13 protein-coding genes are annotated in these 22,165 nt (G+C 59.6%); 6 read left to right on the forward strand and 7 right to left on the reverse strand.

Going from position 1 to position 22,165, the window contains the following annotated elements:
* Window positions 1–72: 72 nt before the first annotated feature.
* Window positions 73–1,764, forward strand: a complete 1,692-nt coding sequence (gene betA / locus D3Z90_RS25090; RefSeq protein ID WP_136478565.1) for a choline dehydrogenase — start codon at window positions 73–75, stop codon at window positions 1,762–1,764.
* A 69-nt stretch (window positions 1,765–1,833) separates the two neighbouring features.
* Here betA and D3Z90_RS25095 read toward each other — a convergent pair whose 3' ends face one another.
* Window positions 1,834–3,984, reverse strand: coding sequence for a dermonecrotic toxin domain-containing protein (locus D3Z90_RS25095; protein ID WP_136478566.1), 2,151 nt, complete (start codon window positions 3,982–3,984; stop codon window positions 1,834–1,836).
* Window positions 3,985–4,151: 167 nt separating this feature from the next.
* Between D3Z90_RS25095 and D3Z90_RS25100 the strand changes: the two genes are divergently transcribed.
* Genes D3Z90_RS25100 through trxC form a run of 4 tightly spaced genes read left to right on the forward strand, consistent with a single transcriptional unit; the run spans window position 4,152 to window position 11,277 of the window.
* Window positions 4,152–5,894 carry a potassium/proton antiporter gene (locus tag D3Z90_RS25100; protein ID WP_136478567.1) on the forward strand — a complete coding sequence of 581 codons (1,743 nt, stop codon included), beginning with the start codon at window positions 4,152–4,154 and terminating at the stop codon, window positions 5,892–5,894.
* A gap of 38 nt (window positions 5,895–5,932) precedes the next feature.
* On the forward strand, window positions 5,933–9,292 hold the full coding sequence (gene mscK / locus D3Z90_RS25105) for a mechanosensitive channel MscK (protein WP_136478568.1): 3,360 nt from the start codon (window positions 5,933–5,935) through the stop codon (window positions 9,290–9,292).
* 58 nt (window positions 9,293–9,350) lie between these two features.
* Window positions 9,351–10,811 carry a protein adenylyltransferase SelO gene (gene selO, locus D3Z90_RS25110; protein ID WP_136478569.1) on the forward strand — a complete coding sequence of 487 codons (1,461 nt, stop codon included), beginning with the start codon at window positions 9,351–9,353 and terminating at the stop codon, window positions 10,809–10,811.
* A 31-nt stretch (window positions 10,812–10,842) separates the two neighbouring features.
* Window positions 10,843–11,277: a thioredoxin TrxC gene (trxC, locus tag D3Z90_RS25115; RefSeq protein ID WP_136478570.1), complete on the forward strand. Its 435-nt coding sequence runs from the start codon at window positions 10,843–10,845 to the stop codon at window positions 11,275–11,277.
* Here trxC and D3Z90_RS25120 read toward each other — a convergent pair.
* Both D3Z90_RS25120 and D3Z90_RS25125 read right to left on the reverse strand, forming a co-directional pair.
* Complete coding sequence (locus D3Z90_RS25120) at window positions 11,274–12,047, reverse strand: ParA family protein (protein WP_136478571.1); 774 nt, start codon at window positions 12,045–12,047, stop codon at window positions 11,274–11,276. The genes trxC and D3Z90_RS25120 overlap by 4 nt on opposite strands.
* Before the next feature lie 80 nt (window positions 12,048–12,127).
* Entirely contained in the window at window positions 12,128–13,021 is an 894-nt protein-coding gene (locus D3Z90_RS25125) for a LysR family transcriptional regulator (RefSeq protein WP_136478572.1), read from the reverse strand.
* A gap of 153 nt (window positions 13,022–13,174) precedes the next feature.
* Here D3Z90_RS25125 and D3Z90_RS25130 point away from each other — a divergent pair, with 153 nt between their 5' ends.
* Window positions 13,175–14,404 (forward strand): MFS transporter, encoded by a 1,230-nt coding sequence (locus D3Z90_RS25130; RefSeq protein WP_256658400.1) that lies wholly within the window; start codon window positions 13,175–13,177, stop codon window positions 14,402–14,404.
* 76 nt (window positions 14,405–14,480) lie between these two features.
* On the opposite strand, the gene D3Z90_RS25135 is transcribed toward D3Z90_RS25130, so the two are convergent.
* From D3Z90_RS25135 to gltB, 4 genes are all read right to left on the reverse strand, one after another.
* Window positions 14,481–14,828, reverse strand: coding sequence for a YgiW/YdeI family stress tolerance OB fold protein (locus D3Z90_RS25135; RefSeq protein ID WP_136478574.1), 348 nt, complete (start codon window positions 14,826–14,828; stop codon window positions 14,481–14,483).
* An 86-nt stretch (window positions 14,829–14,914) separates the two neighbouring features.
* Window positions 14,915–15,979 carry a uroporphyrinogen decarboxylase gene (gene hemE, locus D3Z90_RS25140; RefSeq protein WP_136478575.1) on the reverse strand — a complete coding sequence of 355 codons (1,065 nt, stop codon included), beginning with the start codon at window positions 15,977–15,979 and terminating at the stop codon, window positions 14,915–14,917.
* Between the two features lie 174 nt (window positions 15,980–16,153).
* The gene (locus D3Z90_RS25145) at window positions 16,154–17,572 is read right to left on the reverse strand and encodes an FAD-dependent oxidoreductase (RefSeq protein WP_136478576.1); all 1,419 of its coding nucleotides are present in this window, start codon (window positions 17,570–17,572) and stop codon (window positions 16,154–16,156) included.
* A gap of 123 nt (window positions 17,573–17,695) precedes the next feature.
* A complete protein-coding gene (gltB, locus tag D3Z90_RS25150) occupies window positions 17,696–22,141 on the reverse strand; it encodes a glutamate synthase large subunit (protein WP_136478577.1) in 4,446 nt (1,481 codons plus the stop codon).
* Window positions 22,142–22,165: the final 24 nt, after the last annotated feature.

Here is a 22,165-nt window from a genome sequence, read left to right on the forward strand (position 1 = left end):
TTGCGAGCCTCGCGCAACCGCTGTTTCTAGCGGCTTGGAGCTTGAGGCTTGCAGCTGCTTTCGGAGAAAGCCATGGAATTTGACTACATCATCGTCGGTGCCGGCTCGGCTGGTAACACCCTGGCGACGCGCCTGACCGAAGACAAAGACGTTACTGTCCTGCTGCTGGAGGCCGGTGGCCCTGACTACCGCATGGATTTTCGCACCCAGATGCCAGCCGCCCTGGCCTTCCCGCTGCAAGGCCGTCGCTACAACTGGGCCTATGAGACCGATCCCGAGCCACATATGGACGGCCGCCGAATGGAATGCGGTCGCGGCAAAGGCCTCGGTGGCTCCTCGCTGATCAACGGCATGTGCTATATCCGCGGCAACGCCATGGACTTCGACGGCTGGGCTGAATTGCCAGGCCTGGAAGACTGGACCTACCTGGACTGCCTACCGTACTTCCGCAAGGCGGAAACCCGTGACATCGGTCCGAACGACTACCACGGCGGCGAAGGCCCGGTCAGCGTGACCACGCCTAAAGCCGGGAATAATCCGCTGTTCCATGCCATGGTCGAAGCCGGTGTACAGGCCGGTTACCCGCGCACCGAAGACCTCAACGGCTATCAGCAGGAAGGTTTCGGCCCTATGGACCGCACCGTAACGCCGAAGGGCCGTCGCTCCAGCACCGCTCGCGGTTACCTGGACACCGCCAAGAAGCGTTCGACCCTGACCATCGTCACTCACGCTCTGACCGATCGAATCCTGTTCGACGGCAAGCGCGCCGTGGGCGTGACCTACCTGGTCGGCGCTGGCGAAGAGCGCGTTGAAGCCCGTGCCCGCAAGGAAGTCATCGTTTGCAGCGGCGCCATCGCCTCGCCGCAGTTGCTGCAACGTTCTGGCGTCGGCCCGGCTGAACTTCTGAAAAGCCTCGACATTCCAGTGGTCCATGACCTGCCGGGTGTCGGTGAGAACCTGCAGGACCACCTGGAACTCTACCTGCAGTATGCATGCACCCAGCCTGTGTCCCTCTATCCTTCGCTGCTCTGGTACAACCAGCCGGCCATCGGTGCCGAGTGGCTGTTCAACGGCACCGGTATCGGCGCCAGCAACCAGTTCGAAGCGGGTGGTTTCATCCGTACTCGCGAAGAGTTCAAGTGGCCGAACATCCAGTACCACTTCCTGCCGGTTGCGATTAACTACAACGGCAGCAATGGTGTACAGGAACACGGTTTCCAGGCGCACATGGGTTCGATGCGCTCGCCAAGCCGCGGTCGCATCCAGGCCAAGTCCAAAGACCCACGCCAACATCCAAGCATTTTGTTCAACTACATGGCCACCGAGCAGGACTGGCAGGAATTTCGTGACGGCATTCGCCTGACTCGCGAAATCATGGCTCAGCCTGCACTGGACGCTTACCGGGGTCGCGAAATCAGCCCTGGCGCCGACGTGCAGACCGACGAGGAACTGGACAAATTCATCCGTGAGCACGCCGAAACCGCGTTCCACCCTTCCTGCTCGTGCAAGATGGGTATCGACGACATGGCCGTGGTAGATGGACAGGGCCGTGTGCACGGCATGCAGGGCCTGCGTGTTGTCGATGCCTCGATCATGCCGATCATCATCACCGGCAACCTCAACGCCACCACGATCATGATCGCCGAGAAAATCTCCGACAAGATCCGTGGCCGCCAATCGTTGCCGCGCAGCACAGCCAAGTATTACGTGGCCAACGAGGCGCCGGTCAAAGGCAAGCCGATGCGTGAAGTGAAACAGGCTTAACGTCTGCGTTACGACCAAAAGGCACTCGCGAGAGTGCCTTTTTGCTAATACCCGCCTGCCGTCAGCGACTCATGTCGGCAACGGAAAAAATCGCCTCATCAATGAGTCATCGTCAGCAGCACCCAATCGCTGCGTCATTGCCATGCGATCGAACTGCTCGCCGCTGTGCATGTCGTACACGATTGCGCTGTCAGGCGCTTCGGCCAACGCTTTCAACCGCACCTCCATGAAGCGATAAGCCTTTCCTTGCACAGCTGTCACCTGCTCAATCTGCAGATATCGCCCGGGCATCATCAGCGACTCCACTTCATCCGGTCTGGTGGAGAACGGTGCCACTGGCGTCACTTGCGCTGATTCGCCTGGTTCCAGGCTATAAATCACCGCACTGTCATCGAATATCACAGCACCACTGACCTGCGCTAGTGGGTTATTGAAAACCTCCCAAAGCGCATAAGGGTTATCGGTGAACGAGCAAAAATCCGTGGTGACCAGCACATCACCTACCCCCAGCCGGCCTTCGCGAAAAGCCAAGGTGCCAGTTCCTCGTATGCTCGACGCCGCTCGGTACATCCGCACATTGTTGTGCACGCCGACCTGCTCTAACGCCTCCGCCAAGCGGTGACTGCGCCGAATGCTGTCGACCAGATCATCCTCCAGCGGCAATCCACGCCATAGGTTGTTGTAACGCGCTGGGGAGTGGCTGTATTCATAGATCGCGGGCGACCCGAAGCCAAGCTCGTCGCGGTATACCGCCAAAGGCTCGCTGAATGCATCAAGGTATTCGCCCGCTGCACCCACCGCCTCAGCATCGGCCAACGGCACTGCAGCCAGCAGTGACTCCTGGCGGGCAAGCGCTTGGTCCGAAGAGGCCAGCAGTTCGTTTGCTGCCGGGCGCATGTAAATCTCCCACTGCGGACTGCTCACGGCACCTACCTGCCCAGCGACACGAGTAGGCACAGGAGAGCGTGCAAACAGCTCGCTGGAACGGATCATGCCGGCGTCGAGCAGAATGAACAGCATGTCCATCAGCACAGCCCACCAAGCGTTCGCTCGCCAGGCCGCCTTGCCGTTGATCGCCATGTCCAGGTGTAGCGCCAACATGCTTACGCCGATGCCCAGCGATGTCAGCGCCAGCGGCCAACCCAATGGTGTCATCGGCGCGATGATCAACGCCGTTGCCTGCAGGCTGGACAGCCAGGAGGCCTTGCGCAACTGGGCATTGGACGTCAGCCGTTCATGAGCATTACTGACCAATTCATCCATGACCTGCTCGCGCAGGTGCACGATTAAATCACCAGACACGCGCTGAGAGCCGATGCGCACGTAATCCGGCTCGCTAACCATTACCTGGAAGTATTTGCGCAATTGCCCGCGCAAGGCCTGCGCCAGCACATCACCACCGACAAAGTGCAGCATCATCCGCTCGCGACCTTCCTGCGTCGTGACCTGGTCCTGCAGCCAAGCCTTTAGGTCTCGTTGACGCTCGAATACAACCAGGGCGCCGCGGTCATCTGCACGATAGAGGCAACGTCTCCCCGTCCTCAGCGGCAGCACAAAGAGGGTGCGGGCGGCGATTCCACCGAGAGTCAATGCGGCCCAACCGCCCTGCACAGAACCCGTTGCTGAAGCCTGCAATGCAGACACAGCCAACGGCAGTTGGGTTTCCGGCAGCAGGCTGGCCAATACCTGCTCCCGCTCAGCTTCGGTAAGTGGCGCTGGGACGAGTGCGGCAAGCAACCGCGCTCTTGCCAGGGTACAGAAATCGTCGCCACGTTCGCGGCGAAACCTCCCCAGCAAACGCGTGTATTGCCCGGAAAAGTCCAGTTCCCAAAGCCTCTCGAGAACCCACTGGGGAGCAAGACGCAGTTCATTACGTTCGTCGTACACGCCATGGCTGTTATCGACCCGGTAGAAGCCACCATAGACCGACAGTGCATCAGTATCGCTCTGCTGCGCCGGGCTGAAGCGTTGCATGACCAGTTCGGTGAAGGTCAGTGATCGGTGCGGCGGCCGCGAATGCCGCCATCCGGTGAAGCTCAACGAGCTGGAAGCCGCCGAGTCGAATTCGTGCCAATAGACGCTGTCGGGATCAAGCCAATAACCTGAATGACGCCTCAACAGGTGGCCTGCGGCCTGACGGGCCAGGCCCTGCAAGTCAGGAAACTGCCCGATGTATCGCCGGGCGATATGTTCAAGGGGTTCATCGATGGGTGTAGTCAAAGTCTGCTGCCTTCCATGAGTGCTTAAAACACTACTTCAACCCATGACAAGCCCCTGAATGTGGTAACACTTTACAGCCCGCGCCGGCATCGGGTTAGAATCAGAGCGCATGCAGCCTGCCTGTTCAGCACCACCCCTCCCGCCTGTTTTACCCTGGAGTACTGCCTTTGGATGCGTCCACCATCAATAGCCTGTTCTTGATCGGCGCATTGCTGGTAGGTGCAAGTATTCTGGTCAGCTCACTGTCATCCCGGCTGGGCATCCCGATTCTGGTCATCATTCTCGCAGTCGGCATGGCCGCAGGCGTAGATGGCGGCGGCATCATCTTTAACAACTACCCGACCGCCTACCTGGTGGGCAACCTGGCATTGGCCGTAATCCTCCTCGATGGTGGTTTACGCACGCGCGTGGCCAGTTTCCGCGTGGCGCTGTGGCCAGCGCTGTCTCTGGCCACCGTAGGCGTGCTGATCACCACCGGGCTGACCGGTATGGTAGCCGCCTGGCTGTTCGACCTGAGTCTGATTCAGGGCCTGTTGATTGGCGCTATCGTAGGCTCCACCGACGCTGCAGCGGTATTCTCGCTGCTGGGCGGCAAAGGCCTGAACGAGCGGGTCACCGCGACGCTGGAAATCGAATCGGGCAGTAATGACCCGATGGCGGTGTTTCTCACCGTCACGCTTATCGACATGATCGCCAGCGGCCAGACCGGCTTGCACTGGAGCCTGCTCACTCACCTGCTGCGCGAATTCGGTATTGGCGGCCTGCTGGGTCTTGGCGGAGGCTGGCTGATGCTGCAAATGGTCAATCGCATCAATTTGGCGGGTGGCCTCTACCCGATTCTGGTCGTGGCCGGTGGCCTGGTGGTGTTCTCCCTGACCAACGCCCTGCACGGCAGTGGTTTCCTCGCCGTTTATCTGTGCGGCCTGGTGTTGGGCAACCGGCCAATTCGTAGCCGCCACGGCATTCTGCATATGCTCGATGGTATGGCCTGGCTCGCACAGATCGGTATGTTCCTGGTCCTCGGCTTGCTGGTAACCCCCCACGACTTACTGCCCATAGCCCTGCCCGCCTTGGGCCTGGCGCTGTGGATGATTATTTTCGCCCGGCCCTTGTCGGTGGTTGCCAGCCTGTTGCCGTTCAAGGCCTTCCATGGTCGCGAAAAAGCCTTTATTTCCTGGGTGGGCCTGCGCGGCGCGGTGCCGATCATTCTTGCAGTGTTCCCGCTGATGGCCGGCTTGCCCGACGCCCAGCTGTTCTTCAACCTGGCGTTCTTTATTGTTCTGGTCTCGCTGTTGGTACAAGGCACCAGCCTGCCGTGGATGGCCAAGCTGCTCAAGGTGACTGTGCCGCCAGACCCGGCACCGATCTCCCGCTCAGCCCTGGAGGTGCATATCACCAGCGAGTGGGAGCTGTTCGTCTACCGCCTCAGTGCGGAAAAGTGGTGTATCGGTGCAGCCCTGCGCGAGCTGAAAATGCCTGAAGGCACGCGTATCGCTGCCCTTTTTCGCGGTCAACAACTGCTCCATCCGTCGGGAAGTACCACCCTGGAAACCGACGATCTGCTCTGTGTAATCGGCCACGAACACAACCTGCCGGCCCTTGGCAAGCTGTTCAGTCAGGCGCCACAACGCGGGCTCGATTTACGTTTCTTCGGTGACTTCGTTCTCGAAGGTGACGCAGAACTGGGGGCTGTAGCGACGTTGTACGGTTTGCAGCTCGACGGACAAGACCCGCATATGCCGCTCAGCCGCTTCATTGCCCAGAAGGTTGGCGGTGCACCCGTGGTCGGCGACCAGATCGAATGGAACAACACACTATGGACAGTGGCGGTGATGGAGGGGAACAAGATCCTCAAAGTGGGCGTCAAATTCCCCGAAGGTACTCGACCCGGCCCCGGGTTGTTCCTTTAAACTCAAACTTCGCCCCTGGTTGTAAGAACTTTCTGCCTATGTCCCTGCGCACTTCCCTATGCGCAGCCCTGCTCGGGCTGTGCCTGTCACTCTCCTTCGCCTGGGCCGCAGAGCCGCCAACCCGTGCGTCCATTCAACACAGTCTGGACAAAATCGCTGAACGAAAGCTGCCCGAAGCCGAACAGAAGGCCGTGCAACAGGTGCTCGAGAACACCCTGGCTTTCCTCAGCACCAAGGAAGACAGCGAGAAAAAGCTCCAGGCACTCAAGCAACAATTGAGTGAAGCGCCTCGGCGTACCAGCGAGAATCAACGAGAGCTGGCCAAGCTCAATGAAAGCAAGGTAGTTCCTGCCGCCCAACGCTATGCCACGCAGACCTTGCCGCAACTGGAACAGCTGCTGGCCGAACGTACCACCGAGCAAGGGGAGCTGCAAAAGGCGTTGTCTGAAGCCAACAGCCTGACCATCACCTCGCAAACCCGACCGGAGCGCTCACAGGCAGAAATCAGTGCCAACCAGACCCGCTCCCAGCAGATCAACAACATCCTTAAACTCGGCAAGGATGGCGGCAAACCGCTGACAGCCGACCTGCGCAACCAGCTCAATGCCGAGCTGGCCGCACTCAATGCGGTAACCGTGTTGCGTCGTCAGGAATTGGCCGGCAACAGCCTGTTGCAAGACTTGGGCAACAGCCAGCATGACCTGCTGATCGAGCGCGCCGCACGTCTTGAACAAGAAATCCAGGACCTGCAGACGCTGGTCAACCAAAAGCGCCTGGCGCAATCCCAACAGACCGTTACCGAACAGTCCCTGGAAGCGCAGAAAGCCGGCGGCAGCACCCTGCTTGCCACTGAAAGCGCAGCGAACCTCAAACTCTCGGATTACTTGCTGCGCAGCACCGACCGCCTCAACGAGCTGACCCAGCAGAATCTCAAGACCAAGCAACAATTGGACAGCCTGACCCAGGCCGACCAGGCCCTGGAAGAACAGATCAGTGTGCTCAAGGGCAGCCTGCTGCTGTCGAAGATTCTCTACAAGCAAAAGCAGGCACTGCCGCACCTGAAAGTCGACCGCAACCTGGCTGACCAGATCGCCGATATCCGCCTCTATCAGTTTGAGATCAACCAACAGCGCGAACAGATCACCAGTCCTAGCAGCTATGTCGACAAACTGCTCGTCAACCAGCCCAACGAAAACGTTACCCCACAACTGCGCAAAGCCTTGCTGGAAGTGGTGATTACGCGCAGCGACCTGCTGGAACGCCTGAATCGCGAACTGAGTGCCCTGCTCAATGAATCCATCACCCTGCAATTGAACGAAAAGCAGTTGCTCAGCACCTCTCAGAGCTTGCGCACCACGCTCGACGAGCAGATGTTCTGGATTCCGAGTAACAAACCCCTCGACCTCGAGTGGCTGCAGACCGTCCCCGAACGCCTGCAGAAGCAACTGGTAAGCCTGCCCTGGGGCTCCGGGCTCAAGGAGTTGGGCGACGGCCTGACCCAGCGTCCGCTGCTATTCCTGCCGTTGTTGCTGTTGATCGGTGCCCTGCTGTGGCGACGTAAATACCTGTATCAGCGCCTCAACAAAGTTCATCAGGACGTCGGTCACTTCAAGCGCGACAGTCAATGGCACACCCCTCAGGCGATTCTGATCAACATTCTCCTGGCCTTGCCGGTGAGCCTCGGCCTGGCGTTGTGCGGTTTTGCCCTGCAGATCGATGCCCGTGGTCAGAACGCCAACCTCGGCGCGGCGCTGTGGCAGATCGCCCAGGCCTGGCTGGTGTTCTACACCGCCTACAGAGTGCTTGCCCCGGGCGGTGTGGCCGAGTTGCACTTCCGATGGGACAAGCCACAAGTGGAGTTCCTGCGTCGCTGGATTCGCCGCCTTGGCGCCGTGGTCCTGGCCTTGGTCGGTGTCGTGGCAGTGGCCGAGCACCAACCTTCGGCACTGGCGGACGACGTGCTGGGTATCGGCGTGGTCTTGACCTGTTATGCCCTGATGGCATGGCTGCTTAGCCGGCTGCTGCTCAGCAGTCCTGCCCACCGCAACACATCGCTGTTCCGCCAGGCCGTGGGCGTAGCGTTCACCGCCCTGCCGATCGCCTTGTTCATCGCCGTTTGCTTCGGCTATTACTACACCGCGTTGAAGCTTACCGATCGCCTCATCGATACCCTCTATCTGCTGATGTTCTGGCTGGTGATCGAAGCGGCCTTCGTGCGCGGTCTGGCGGTGGCGGCGCGACGCCTGGCCTACCAGCGGGCATTGAGCAAACGCCAGCAGACCACCAAGGAAGGCCTGGACGGCGAAGTGATTGTCGAAGAACCGACCCTGGACATCGAACAGGTCAACCAGCAATCCTTGCGCCTCATCCGCCTGGCCTTGCTGGGTGGTTTCATCGGTGCGCTGTACTGGGTCTGGTCCGATCTGATCAGCGTGGTTGCCTACCTCGACAACATCACCCTATACGAATACACCAGCGGCACCGGCGCAACCATGAGCATGGTGCCGATCAGCCTAAGCGACCTGCTCGGTGCCCTGGTAATCATCGGTATTACCATTGCCTTGGCTGGCAACTTGCCTGGCCTGCTTGAAGTGCTGGTGCTGTCGCGCCTGAATCTGGCGCAAGGCAGTGCTTACGCCACCACTACCCTACTGTCCTACGTGATTGCCGGTGTCGGCTTTGTCTCGACCCTTTCCGCCCTCGGGGTCAGCTGGGACAAATTGCAGTGGCTGGTGGCTGCGTTGTCGGTGGGTCTGGGCTTCGGCATGCAGGAGATTTTCGCCAACTTCATCTCCGGCATCATGATCTTGTTCGAGCGTCCCGTGCGTATCGGTGACACCATCACCATCGGCAACTTGTCTGGTACGGTCAGTAAAATCCGTATCCGTGCCACGACCATTACCGACTTCGATCGCAAAGACATCATTGTCCCGAATAAAACCTTCATTACCGGGCAACTGATCAACTGGTCGCTGACCGACACCATCACTCGAGTCACACTCAAGCTTGGTGTCGACTACGGTTCGGACCTGGACCTGGTACGCACCCTGTTGCTCAAGGCTGCCAGCGAAAACCCGCGGGTACTCAAAGAGCCAGAACCGATTGTCTACTTCCTGAACTTCGGCGAAAGCACCCTGGACCACGAACTGCGCATGCATGTACGTGACCTGGGTGACCGCAACCCGGTGCTGGACGAGATCAACCGCTTCATCAACAAGGAATTCAAGAAGCAAAAGATCAATATCTCGTTTCGACAGATGGAGATCTACCTGAAGAACATGCAGGGCCAGGAATACAAAATGGTACCCGTTGAGAGCATGGACAAGACCGTCACGGTGAACACTGCGCTGGACCTCGACAAAAAGCCGGACGACGAGGCCACCGGCAAACCGACCTGACTGGACGCCGACGGCCATACCCTTGCAGAATGATCGGATATTCTGCAGGAGATGGCCGTTGAAAGCCCTCGACGAACTGAACTTCGACAACCGCTTTGCCCGCCTGGGCGATGCATTCTCAACCTCGGTGCTGCCCGAACCGATTGCCGAGCCGCGCTTGGTGGTGGCAAGCGATGCCGCCATGGCCCTGCTGGATCTGGAGCCTACCGAGGCGCATTCACCCGTGTTTGCCGAACTCTTCAGCGGCCACAAATTGTGGAGCGAAGCCGAGCCGCGGGCGATGGTCTATTCCGGCCATCAATTCGGTGGCTACAGCCCACGCCTGGGCGACGGTCGCGGTTTGCTGCTGGGCGAGGTGTACAACGACGCTGGCGAGCATTGGGACCTACACCTCAAGGGCGCTGGCCTGACGCCCTATTCGCGCATGGGCGACGGCCGTGCAGTGCTGCGTTCCTCGATCCGCGAGTTCCTCGCCAGCGAAGCCCTGCATGCCTTGGGCATCCCCAGCAGCCGAGCCTTGTGCGTAATCGGTTCGAGCACGCCGGTATGGCGCGAAACCCAGGAACGCGCGGCAATGCTGCTACGCCTGGCGCCCAGCCATATTCGCTTCGGGCATTTCGAGTACTTCTACTACACGCGCCAGCCCGAGCAGCAACGCATTCTGGCCGAGCACGTGCTGAGCCTGCACTTTCCCGAATGCCAGACCGAGCCTGAGCCTTACCTGGCGATGTTTCGCAGCATCGTCGAGCGCAACGCCGAAATGATCGCCCTGTGGCAGGCCTATGGCTTCTGTCATGGGGTGATGAACACCGACAACATGTCGATTCTGGGCATCACCTTCGACTTCGGCCCGTTCGCGTTCCTGGATGACTTCGACGCCAACTTCATCTGCAATCACTCAGACGATCAAGGCCGCTACAGCTATAGCAATCAGGTACCCATCGCCCACTGGAACCTGAGCGCCCTGGCCCAGGCGCTGACGCCGTTCATCAGTGTCGAGGCATTGCAGGACACCCTGACGTTGTTCCTGCCACTGTACGAAGCTCACTACTTGCACCTGATGCGCCGACGCCTGGGTTTGCAGCAGGCCGAAGACGGCGACAAGGCGCTGATCGAGCGCCTGCTGAAATTGATGCAGCCGGGCGCAGTCGACTACACCCTGTTCTTCCGCGGGCTCGGCGAGCAGCCTGCCGACGCAGCGGTACGCGTTGTGCGCGACGACTTTATCGACCTCGAAGGTTTCGACCTCTGGGCCGAAGACTACCTTGCACGCCTGCAGCGCGAGCCCGGCAACGCTGACGGACGCCGAGAGCGCATGCACGCCGTCAATCCGCTGTACATCCTGCGTAATTACCTGGCGCAACGCGCCATTGAGGCAGCGGAAGGTGGCGACTACACCGAAGTGAGACGACTGCACCAGGTGCTGACCAAGCCGTTCGAAGAGCAGCCGGGCATGCAGGCCTATGCCCAACGGCCTCCCGAGTGGGGCAAGCACCTGGAGATCAGTTGCTCGTCTTGACCCTACAGAACCCTAGATTCCTGGAGTATCGATGACCGACCCGCTAGTGATTCCCTGCCCTCACTGCAACGGCCTGAACCGCCTTCCTGCCGATCGCCTGGGCGATGCGCCCAAGTGTGGTCGCTGCAAGTATCCAGTCTTGTTGACCAGACCCTTTGAGCTCAAGCAAGGCGACTACGCCAGCCAGATCAAGGGCGATCTGCCGCTGTTGATCGACGTCTGGGCCGATTGGTGTGGGCCGTGCAAGTCCTTCGCGCCGATTTTCGAGCAAGCAGCCAGTCAGCTGAGTGGACGCTGCCGGCTGGCCAAGCTCGACAGCGAGGCCAACCAGCAATTGGCGGGGCAATTGGCGATTCGCTCGATCCCCAGCCTGATCCTGTTCAAGAATGGCCGGGAAGTGGCGCGTCAGAGCGGTGCGTTCCCACTCCAGCAATTGCTCGAATGGCTGCGTAGCCAGGGTATCTAGGCGTTTTCTTCGAGCAGCGAGTGCAGTTCGACAAACTGCTGAGTCAGCTTGTGCCGCGGCTCCAGATGAATCAAAGGCAAGCTGGCTTGATGCGACTCACGCATTTTCACCGAGCTGTTGAGGTACACCGGCAGTACCGGCAAGCCCTCGGCCAGCAGTTCATCTAGCATCTGCTGGGGTAGACTGGCGCGCGCCTGGAACTGATTGACCACGATGCCTTCAACCTGCAGGTCTTCGTTATGGTCTTCCTTGAGTTCCTCGATTTCGGCCAGCAGGCCGTACAGCGCTTGGCGTGAAAAGCTATCGCAGTCAAAAGGGATCAACACGCGATCAGCAGCGATCAACGCAGAAACTGCGTAAAAGTTCAGCGCTGGCGGGGTATCCAGATAGATCCGGTCGTAATCCTCGTCCAGCTCGTCGAGCAATTTGCGCAGCTTGTTGATCTTGTGTTTGGCCTCGAGCTTGGGCTGCAGATCAGCCAACTCGGCAGTGGCGGTCACCACGTGCAGGTTGTCGAAGGGGGTCTCGTAGATATCCACCTTGTTCTTCTTGGCAAACGGCCCGGACGACAGGGTTTGCTTGAAGAAGTCGGCAATGCCCATGGGAATGTCCTCGCCGGTCAAACCGGTGAGGTACTGGGTCGAGTTAGCCTGAGCATCCAGGTCGATCAGCAAGGTTCGATAGCCTTCATTGGCACTCACCGCCGCAAGGTTGCAAGCGATGCTCGATTTGCCCACACCACCTTTCTGATTGAACACCACGCGCCGCATGGAAAGACCTCCGTGTATCTGGGAATGACCGAGTATGTCGGCGCAGCGTCGGTTTAGCCAGCACCATCCAGCCCTTCAAATCAATGAAGTTGCTCGTCACACAAAAGGCTCGCAAAGGCATCGGCCATCGTCGTCGAAGAGGCTCGTCGCTGTACCAGCCAGACCGCCGTGTCCGCGCCTTCATCCAGGAGCTGGCGGTACACCACGCCATCGATACGCATACGCTGGAATGAAGCCGGCAACACCGACACACCCAGCCCCGCCGACACCAATCCGATGATCGTCATCACCTCACTCGCCTCTTGGGCAAAGTGCGGACTGAATCCGGCCTGGCGTGCCAGATTGAGCAACTGTGCGTACAAGCCACTGCCATAGCTGCGCGGGAAGAACACGAACGGCTCATCGGCCAGCGCGGCCAAATGCACGCCCGCTTCGTTGCCCTGGGCCAGCGGATGAGCGGCGTTGATCACCGCCACCAGTGGCTCGCGAAACAGCTCCTTTGCAACCAGGCTCTCGGGCAGGGCCAGCGGGCGCATCAACCCGACTTCGATGGACTCGTCGAGCAAGGCGTCGGCGACCGCCTGACTGCTCATTTCGCTGAGATTCAAGTGCACCGCCGGAAAACGCTGGCGAAAGGCGTAGATGGCCTTGGGGATGCTGGAGTTGAACGGCGCTGACGAGGTAAAGCCGATTTTCATTTCACCCAGTTCGCCTAACTGCGCGCGACGGGCGACATCCGCCGCTTTGTCGACCTGTGCCAGGACCAAGCGTGCCTCCTCGAGAAACAGCCGCCCCGCCTCGCTGAGCGCGACCCGACGATTGGTACGTTCAAACAGGCGCGCTCCCAGCTCTTGCTCCAGCGCTTGAATCTGCTGGCTCAGCGGCGGCTGGGAAATTCCCAGATTCTGCGCCGCCCGGCCAAAATGCAGCTCTTGGGCAACGGCAATGAAGTAGCGCAGGTGGCGCAATTCCATGAACACCTCAATAGGTCGTAAAACCTCTTAAACAGGTCGAACAATATATTGGAAATGATCATTAGCCAGCTATATGCTTTTTTCACTGCCTGACAGGCCGTGGCGCCCCCGAGGTCACCCGTGAAAACTGCTGTTGCTTCACCTGTCCACAAACTGTCCCCTGCTCCGCTCGACGAAATCGTCGCCAACCTCAACGAGAACTGGATTGAAAAGGGCACACCGGCCTTCCTGCGTACGGTGCTGGCGCTGTTCTGCGGTGGCTTTGCCACCTTCGCCCTGCTCTATTGCGTACAGCCCATGATGCCGCTGTTGTCCCAGGAGTTTTCCATCAGCGCGGCCCAAAGCAGCCTGATTCTCTCGGTATCGACGGCTACTCTGGCGATCGGCTTGCTGATCACCGGACCAATCTCCGACCGCTTCGGGCGCAAGCCGGTGATGGTCTTTGCATTGTTCTGCGCAGCGTTGTGCACCATCGTCAGCGCCCTGATGCCAAGTTGGCACGGCGTATTGCTGAGCCGCGCCCTGCTTGGGCTGTCGCTGAGCGGCCTGGCGGCAGTGGCGATGACTTATCTGAGTGAAGAGATTCACCCCCAGCACATCGGTCTGGCCATGGGGTTATACATCGGCGGAAACGCTATCGGCGGCATGAGTGGTCGTCTGATCACCGGCGTACTGATCGATTTTGTAAGCTGGCACACAGCGCTGCTGGTAATCGGTAGCCTGGCACTGATTGCAGCGGCCGTATTCTGGAAGATTCTTCCCGAGTCCCGTAACTTCCGCCCACGCTCGTTGGGCCCGCGCAGCCTACTCGAAGGCTTCACCCTGCAATTTCGCGATGCCGGATTGCCTTGGCTGTTCCTCGAGGCATTCCTGCTGATGGGCGCGTTCGTTACGCTGTTCAACTACATTGGCTACCGCCTGCTGGCCGAGCCTTACCACATGAGCCAGGCGTTGGTCGGCTTGCTCTCGGTGGTGTACTTGTCTGGTATCTACAGCTCGGCGCAAATTGGCGCCCTGGCGGACAGACTAGGTCGGCGCAGGGTGTTCTGGGGCACTATCGTGCTGATGCTTGGTGGTCTGCTGCTGACCTTGTTCAGCCCCTTGCTGCTGGTGATCATCGGCATGTTGGCGTTCACCTTCGGCTTCTTCGGCGCGCACTCGGTGGCCAGCAGCTGGATTGGACGGCGTGCGACCAAAGCCAAGGGCCAGGCGTCGTCGCTATACCTGTTCAGTTACTACGCGGGGTCGAGTGTGGCCGGTACAGCCGGTGGCGTGTTCTGGCATGAAGCAGGATGGAACGGGATCGGCCTGTTCATTGGCAGTTTGCTGGTGGTGGCACTGTTGGTGGCGTTGCATCTGAGCAAGTTGCCAGCCAAGGCCTGAATGCAACCAAGGCCGCCCCCACATTGCAGTGGACGGCGGCCTTGTCGGCAATCGGCTAAGGAACAGCCCCTAGCAGTCAGTTGATCACTTCAACCAGATCGACATCAATTTCACGGCTCATCAGTTTCTTCTCGACTTCACCGGTCAGCTTGACCTTGGTCTTGTCGTTGAAAGGCACTGCCGGCATGTCTTCATTGTCGATTTCGACAGTGATGGTGCCCGTATTGTCCTTGAACTCGAACTTGTCGTCGTTGTTCAGCTTCTTGATCACAAAGCCCTGCAGGACCACTGGGGTGTCGTCAGCAGCATCGTTGGCTGCGGCAACCGTGGTCACCGGCTGAGCGCCTGGACCGGTATAGCCGGCGGCCAGGGCGGCGGTGCTGAACAGAGGGGCAAGCAGCAGAGCGAGATAACGAGTTTTCATGGTTCAGATCCTGTCTGGGTTTCGATGGAGCCAGATTACCCAGACAGGCTGAATTCAAGCTTAAAACTCGGTGGCAGCGGCCAGACTTACTGGTGGTACTGCGCCGACAGTTCGTGCACGGCGTTGATGAACGCACCTGCATGCTCCGGATCAACTTCCGGGGTGATCCCGTGGCCAAGGTTGAAGACATGCCCGGTGCCATGACCATAGCTGGCCAGGATACGACCGACTTCGGCGCGGATGGCCTCAGGCTTGGCGTACAACACTGTCGGATCCATGTTGCCTTGCAGGGCAACCTTGTTGCCCACGCGCTGGCGGGCTTCTCCGATATCGCACGTCCAGTCCAGACCCAGCGCATCGGCGCCGGCGTCGGCGATGCTTTCCAGCCACAGGCCACCGTTCTTGGTGAAGAGGATCACCGGCACCTTGCGACCTTCGTGTTCGCGGATCAGGCCGCTGACGATTTTGCGCATGTAGGCCAGCGAGAACTCCTGATAGGCCGCCGCCGACAGGTTGCCGCCCCAGGTGTCGAAGATCTGCACCGCTTGCGCACCGGCCATGATCTGACCATTGAGGTAGCTGATAACCGACTGGGCCAGTTTATCGAGCAGCAGGTGCATGGCCTGCGGATTGTCGTAAAGCATGGCTTTGGTCTTGCGGAAGTCTTTCGACGAGCCGCCTTCGACCATGTAGGTCGCCAGGGTCCACGGGCTGCCGGAAAAACCAATCAGCGGTACGCGGCCATTGAGCTCGCGGCGAATGGTGCTGACAGCGTCCATCACATAGCCGAGGTCTTTCTGTGGATCAGGGATCGGCAGGGCTTCGATATCGGCCAGGGTGCTGACGACCTTCTTGAAACGCGGGCCTTCGCCGGTCTCGAAATACAGGCCCTGGCCCATGGCATCGGGAATGGTGAGGATGTCCGAGAACAGAATCGCCGCGTCCAGCGGATAGCGGTCCAGCGGCTGCATGGTGACCTCGCAGGCAAACTGCGGGTTCATGCACAGGCTCATGAAGTCACCAGCCTTGGCGCGGCTGGCGCGGTACTCCGGCAGGTAGCGGCCGGCCTGGCGCATCATCCACACAGGGGTGACGTCTACAGGTTGCTTGAGCAGGGCGCGCAGAAAACGATCGTTCTTCAAGGCAGTCATGTCGGCATCCGGAAAAAAAGTGCGGGCATTTTCTCAGACACCAACGGAAAAGGCACGGTAAGTACCGTGCCTTTTGTCTATCGACTTGTGACAGATCAATAGATTTGCTGCATTTGTCGCGAGTTAAGCCTGCTCCCCCTGGATGGGAGCGCAATTACCCCGCGACCGGACACGTCAGACTTCCAGGTAATCCAGGATGCCTTCGGCAGCATTGCGTCCTTCGAAGATCGCCGTCACCACCAGGTCAGAACCGCGAACCATATCGCCACCGGCGAAGATCTTCGGGTTGCTGGTCTGGTGCTTGAAGGTGTTCTTCTCTGGTGCCACAACACGCCCCTGGCTGTCGGTCTGAATGTCGAACTGCTGGAACCACGGTGCCGGGCTCGGGCGGAAACCGAAAGCGATGACCACGGCGTCAGCCGGGATGATCTCTTCGGAACCCGGGATCGGCTCAGGGCTGCGGCGGCCGCGGGCATCTGGCTCGCCGAGACGGGTCTCGACAACCTTGACGCCTTCAACCTTGTCTTCACCGACGATGGCAATTGGCTGGCGGTTGTAGAGGAACTTCACGCCCTCCTCCTTGGCGTTCTTCACCTCTTTGCGCGAACCGGGCATGTTGGCTTCGTCACGACGGTAGGCACAGGTCACCGCCTTGGCACCCTGGCGGATGGATGTGCGGTTGCAATCCATCGCGGTATCGCCGCCGCCAAGCACCACAACCTTCTTGCCTTTCATGTCGACGAAGTCTTCCGGCGATTTTTCGAAGCCCAGGTTGCGGTTGACGTTGGCCACCAGGAAATCCAGGGCATCATGTACACCCGGCAGGTCTTCACCCGGGAAGCCGCCCTTCATGTAGGTGTAGGTACCCATGCCCATGAACACTGCATCGTACTCTTCGAGCAGTTGTTCCATGCTGATGTCCTTGCCCACCTCGGTGTTGAGACGGAACTCGATACCCATGCCCGTGAAGACTTCGCGACGATTGCTCAGCACGGTCTTTTCCAGCTTGAATTCGGGAATGCCGAAGGTCAGCAGGCCACCGATTTCCGGGTTGCGATCGAACACCACCGGGGTTACACCGCCGCGCACCAGTACGTCGGCACAGCCAAGGCCCGCGGGGCCGGCACCGATAATTGCGACACGTTTACCGGTCGGTTTGACCTTGGACATGTCTGGGCGCCAGCCCATGGCGAAGGCGGTGTCGGTGATGTACTTCTCCACCGAACCGATAGTCACCGCACCAAAACCGTCATTGAGGGTGCACGCGCCCTCGCACAGACGATCCTGAGGGCACACCCGGCCGCACACTTCCGGCAAGGTGTTGGTTTGGTGCGACAGCTCCGCAGCAGCGAGGATGTTGCCTTCGGAGACCAGCTTCAACCAGTTAGGGATGAAGTTGTGCACCGGGCACTTCCACTCGCAGTACGGGTTGCCACAGCCCAGACAGCGGTGAGCCTGTTCAGCCGACTGCTGGGGTTTGAAGGGTTCGTAGATTTCCACGAACTCCTTCTTGCGTTGACGCAACAGTTTCTTCTTCGGATCTTTGCGCCCGACCTCGATGAACTGGAAGTCATTACTTAGACGTTCAGCCATGTTCAAAACCTCATTACCGCAGTTGCAAGCCTCAAGCCGCAAGCTGCAAGACGATCACTTAAGCCGGGCAAACTTCGTACTGCGCTCACGTGCAGCTTGAAGCTTGCCACTTGCAGCTGTTGTTTACTGTGGGTTGGCGCGGGTGCTGGACAGCAGGTTCTTCAGGTTTGCCGCCTTCGGCTTGACCAGCCAGAAGCGACGCACGTAGTCGTCCAGGTTTTCCCAGAGCTCACGCCCCCATTCGCTGCCGGTTTCTTCGACGTATTCGCCCAGCACGCGCGAAAGGTGGCTACGGTAGGCCTCCATCGCTTCGCCACTGATGCGCTGGATTTCCACCAGTTCATGGTTGAGCTTGTCTACGAAGCTGTTGTCCATGTCCAGTACGTAGGCGAAACCGCCCGTCATGCCAGAGCCGAAGTTGTAACCGGTCTTGCCCAAAACGCAGACAAAACCACCGGTCATGTATTCACAGCAGTGATCGCCTGTACCCTCGACAATCGCGTGGGCACCGGAGTTACGCACGGCAAAGCGCTCGCCCGCGGTGCCAGCAGCGAACAGCTTGCCGCCAGTGGCGCCGTACAGACAGGTGTTGCCGACAATGGCACTGTGCTGGGTGGCGAACGGGCTGCCTGCAGGCGGCACGATAACCAGCTTGCCGCCGGTCATGCCTTTACCGACGTAGTCGTTGGCATCACCTTCGAGGTACATGTTCAGGCCGCCGGCGTTCCACACACCAAAGCTCTGACCAGCCGTTCCTTTGAAGCGGAAGGTGATCGGCGCGTTGGCCATGCCCTGGTTGCCGTGCAAACGGGCGATTTCGCCAGAGATGCGTGCACCGATGGAACGGTCGCAGTTGCAGATATCCAGTTCGAACTGGGCACCGGCCAGGTCGCGAATAGCCGGCAGGGCCATTTCGACCATCTTCTCGGCCAGCACACCCTTGTCGAAGGGCGGGTTACGGTCGACTTCGCAGAACTGCGGTTTGTCGGCCGACACGTGCGGGCTGCCCAACAGCGGGCTGAGGTCCAGGTGCTTCTGCTTCTCGGTCTCGCCGGGGAGCATTTCCAGCAGATCGGTACGCCCGATCAACTCGCCGAGGCTGCGAACACCCAGCTTGGCCAGCCACTCACGGGTCTCTTCGGCCACGTAGGTGAAGAAATTCACCACCATATCGACGGTGCCGATGTAGTGATCCTTTCGCAGCTTGTCGTTCTGAGTGGCGACGCCGGTGGCGCAGTTGTTCAGGTGACAGATACGCAGGTATTTGCAGCCCAGGGCGATCATGGGCGCGGTACCGAAGCCAAAGCTTTCGGCGCCGAGAATGGCTGCCTTGATGACGTCCAGGCCGGTTTTCAGACCACCGTCGGTCTGTACCCGGACCTTGCCACGCAGGTCATTGCCGCGCAGGGTCTGATGCGTTTCAGCCAGGCCCAGCTCCCACGGTGCACCGGCGTACTTGATCGAGGTCAGCGGCGAGGCACCAGTACCACCGTCATAGCCGGAGATGGTGATCAGGTCTGCATAAGCCTTGGCTACACCGGCAGCGATCGTGCCGACACCCGCCTCGGCCACCAGCTTGACCGATACCAGCGCCTGAGGGTTGACCTGCTTGAGGTCGAAAATCAGCTGCGACAAGTCTTCAATCGAATAGATGTCGTGATGCGGTGGTGGCGAAATCAGGGTTACGCCAGGTACGGCATAGCGCAGCTTGGCAATCAGGCCGTTGACCTTGCCGCCAGGCAGTTGGCCGCCCTCTCCGGGCTTGGCGCCCTGGGCAACCTTGATCTGCAGCACTTCGGCGTTGACCAGGTATTCAGGCGTAACGCCGAAACGACCGGTAGCAACCTGCTTGATCTTGGAGCTGCGGATCGTGCCGTAACGCGCCGGATCTTCACCGCCTTCACCGGAGTTGGAGCGTGCCCCAAGGCGGTTCATGGCTTCGGCCAGCGCTTCATGCGCCTCAGGCGACAACGCGCCGAGGGAGATGCCAGCAGAATCGAAGCGTTTGAGAATTGCGTCCAGCGGCTCGACTTCTTCCAGGGCCAACGGCTGATCGGCGACCTTGACCTTGAGCAGGTCACGGATCATCGACACCGGACGGGTGTCGACCAACGCGGTGTATTCCTTGAATTTGGCGTAGTCGCCCTGTTGTACAGCAGCTTGCAGTGTGTTGACCACATCCGGGTTGTAGGCGTGGTATTCGCCGCCGTGAACGAACTTCAGCAGGCCACCCTGCTGGATCGGCTTGCGCGCGCTCCAGGCTTCGGCAGCAAGCAGCTTCTGTTCATTCTCGATGTCGACGAAGCGTGCGCCCTTGAGACGGCTGGCAACGCCCTTGAAGCTCAGGCCCACCACTTCTTCGGACAGACCGACGGCTTCGAACAATTGAGCGCCGCGGTAGGAACCGATGGTCGAAATACCCATCTTCGAGAGAATCTTCAACAGACCCTTGGAGATGCCCTTGCGGTAGTACTTGAACACTTCGTCCAGGTCGCCGAGCACTTCGCCGGTACGGATCAAGTCAGCCAGTACTTCATAGGCCAGGTACGGGTAAACCGCCGAGGCGCCGAAACCGAGCAGCACGGCAAAGTGATGCGGGTCACGGGCGGTAGCCGTTTCTACCAATATGTTGCTGTCGCAACGCAGGCCCAGCTCGGTCAGGCGATGGTGAACAGCGCCCACGGCCAGCGAGGCATGCGCCGGCAGCTTGCCCGGAGCGATATGACGGTCGCTCAGCACCAGTTGGGTCTTGCCGCTGCGCACCGCTTCTTCAGCCTGGTCGGCGATGTTGCGCACCGCAGCTTCCAGGCCAATGCTTTCCTCATAGTTGAGGTCGATCAGCTGGCGCTCGAAGCCCGGGCGATCAAGATTCATCAGCGAACGCCACTTGGCGGGCGAAATCACTGGCGAGCTGAGAATCACCCGTGAGGCATGCTCAGGGGATTCCTGGAAAATGTTGCGCTCGGCACCGAGGCAGATCTCCAACGACATGACGATTGCTTCACGCAGCGGGTCGATCGGCGGGTTGGTCACCTGCGCGAACTGCTGGCGGAAATAGTCATAGGTCGAGCGCACGCGCTGGGACAGAATCGCCATCGGCGTATCGTCGCCCATCGAGCCGACGGCTTCCTGGCCTTGCTCGCCAAGCGGACGCAGCACCTGGTCACGCTCTTCGAAGGTGACCTGGAACATTTTCATGTATTGCTTGAGCTGATCAGTGTCGTAGCTGGCCACGCCCTGGTCATCGCTCAAGTCAGCCTGGATGCGCAAGGCATTCTGGCGCAGCCAGCGCTTGTACGGATGGCGCGACTTGAGACGATTGTCGATGGCGTCCGTGTCGAGGATCTGACCGGTTTCGGTGTCCACGGCAAAGATCTGGCCTGGGCCGACCCGGCCTTTGGCGATCACGTCTTCAGGCTTGTAGTCCCACACGCCGATTTCCGACGCCAGGGTGATGTAGCCGTTCTTGGTGGTGACCCAGCGCGCCGGACGCAGGCCGTTGCGGTCGAGCAGGCAGACTGCATGGCGACCTTCGGTCAGTACCACGCCCGCCGGGCCGTCCCACGCTTCCATGTGCATGGAGTTGTATTCGTAGAAGGCACGCAGGTCGGCGTCCATGGTCTCGACGTTCTGCCACGCTGGCGGAATGATCATGCGCACGCCACGGAACAGATCGATGCCACCGGTGACCATCAGCTCGAGCATGTTGTCCATGCTCGAGGAGTCGGAGCCGACACGGTTCACCAATGGGCCGAGTTCTTCCAGATCAGGGATCAGTTCGTTTTCGAACTTGGTCCGCCGAGCCTGGGCCCAGTTGCGGTTACCGGTAATAGTGTTGATCTCGCCGTTGTGGGCGAGGAAGCGGAACGGCTGCGCCAGCGGCCATTTCGGCAAGGTATTGGTGGAGAAACGCTGGTGGAACACGCAGATAGCGGTTTGTAGGCGCTCATCACCCAGGTCTGGATAGAAGGCGACGAGATCCGCCGGCATCATCAGGCCTTTATAGATAATGGTCTTGTGCGAAAAACTGCAGATGTAGTGGTCGGTGTCGGCGGCGTTGGCCACCGACGAGCGACGACGAGCGCTGAACAGCTTGATGGCGAAATCTTGATCGCTCAGGCCTTCGGCACCGATGAACACTTGCTCGATCTGCGGCAGGCGCTCCAAGGCCAGTCGACCCAGAACGCTGGTATCGATCGGCACTTTGCGCCAGCCCACCAGTTGCAGGCCCGCTGCGAGAATCTCGCGATTCATGTTTTCGCGTGCCGCTTCAGCCTTGGTGGCGTCTTGATTGAAGAACACCATGCCAACGGCATATTGCTTGGGCAGCTCGGCGCCGAAATGTTCCAGGGCGACAGCCCGCAGAAACTGATCCGGCTTTTGCATTAACAGACCACAACCGTCACCGGTCTTGCCGTCGGCGTTGATGCCACCGCGGTGGGTCATGCAAGTCAGCGCCTGAACGGCTGTTTGCAGTAGGTGGTGGCTGGGTTCACCCGTCATATGGGCGATCAGGCCGAAACCACAGTTATCCTTGAATTCTTCGGGATGGTACAGACCTGTTTTCATAGACACTTTCTCACCAGGTTCGCC

The sequence above is a fragment of the Pseudomonas sp. DG56-2 genome (assembly GCF_004803755.1).
GTDB lineage: Bacteria > Pseudomonadota > Gammaproteobacteria > Pseudomonadales > Pseudomonadaceae > Aquipseudomonas > Aquipseudomonas auratipiscis.

What these genes read in the sequence shown, in the direction of transcription:
- betA (WP_136478565.1), top strand. Translation starts at nt 73, where the DNA reads ATGGAATTTGACTACATCATCGTCGGTGCCGGCTCGGCTGGTAACACC.
- mscK (WP_136478568.1), top strand. Translation starts at nt 5,933, where the DNA reads ATGTCCCTGCGCACTTCCCTATGCGCAGCCCTGCTCGGGCTGTGCCTG.
- trxC (WP_136478570.1), top strand. Translation starts at nt 10,843, where the DNA reads ATGACCGACCCGCTAGTGATTCCCTGCCCTCACTGCAACGGCCTGAAC.
- D3Z90_RS25120 (WP_136478571.1), bottom strand. Translation starts at nt 12,047, where the DNA reads ATGCGGCGCGTGGTGTTCAATCAGAAAGGTGGTGTGGGCAAATCGAGC.
- D3Z90_RS25125 (WP_136478572.1), bottom strand. Translation starts at nt 13,021, where the DNA reads ATGGAATTGCGCCACCTGCGCTACTTCATTGCCGTTGCCCAAGAGCTG.
- D3Z90_RS25135 (WP_136478574.1), bottom strand. Translation starts at nt 14,828, where the DNA reads ATGAAAACTCGTTATCTCGCTCTGCTGCTTGCCCCTCTGTTCAGCACC.
- hemE (WP_136478575.1), bottom strand. Translation starts at nt 15,979, where the DNA reads ATGACTGCCTTGAAGAACGATCGTTTTCTGCGCGCCCTGCTCAAGCAA.
- D3Z90_RS25145 (WP_136478576.1), bottom strand. Translation starts at nt 17,572, where the DNA reads ATGGCTGAACGTCTAAGTAATGACTTCCAGTTCATCGAGGTCGGGCGC.
- gltB (WP_136478577.1), bottom strand. Translation starts at nt 22,141, where the DNA reads ATGAAAACAGGTCTGTACCATCCCGAAGAATTCAAGGATAACTGTGGT.